2 protein-coding genes are annotated in these 546 nt (G+C 66.5%); one reads left to right on the top strand and one right to left on the bottom strand.

Translation table 11 applies throughout. From position 1 onward, the window contains the following. Window positions 1-293: hypothetical protein (locus tag FXF52_RS42335; protein ID WP_222870974.1), on the top strand; the 293-nt coding region annotated here is incomplete at its 5' end. A gap of 26 nt (window positions 294-319) precedes the next feature. Here FXF52_RS42335 and FXF52_RS42760 read toward each other — a convergent pair. Further along, on the bottom strand, window positions 320-546 hold a 227-nt coding region (locus FXF52_RS42760; protein WP_222870973.1), incomplete at its 5' end, for a hypothetical protein.

Genomic DNA, 546 nt, shown 5'->3' with positions numbered 1-546 from the left:
CGGCAATGCCGGCAGCGTTGCCGTTCCTGCTTCGCCTGGCGGCCGACCCGGATGTTCCGGTGCGGTCCGCCCTGCTCGACCTCGTGGTCGTCACCGCTGAACTGTCGAAGCCGGTCGACGCGGATGATGAGCGTGCGGTGCTGCTGCTCGGCAACGACAACGATCATCCGGAACGCGAGCAGTGCAGGGTCGTGTTCTCTGAGCATGTGTCCCTGCTGCGCACGCTGCTTGACGACGACACGTTGAACGTCGCCGACAGAGCGTGGCTTCAGCAAGTCGTTGGATTGCAGTAGCGAGCGTTCGATCGTGTTGGGTCAGGTCAGGTTCCGTGGCGGCGCCCCGCGGTGGCGGAATCCTCGAATTCACCGAGGCCCTCGGCATCGCGGAGTTCCTCGGCTAAAAGATCACGCGCGGATCGCGGCACGACCGATGGTTCGACCACGTCGTGCCTGTCACGAAGCGTGGCGCCCGGCCGGCGGCAGATCCGGGTGGCCGCAGCGGACGCGACCTGCGGCATGGGCGGGCGCTCTCGGAAGTGCTGCAAGT

It is taken from the genome of Micromonospora sp. MP36 (genome assembly GCF_008119785.1).
GTDB lineage: Bacteria > Actinomycetota > Actinomycetes > Mycobacteriales > Micromonosporaceae > Micromonospora.
Note: the sequence above shows the minus strand (reverse complement) of the source record. Positions and strands in the feature narration are given on the sequence as shown.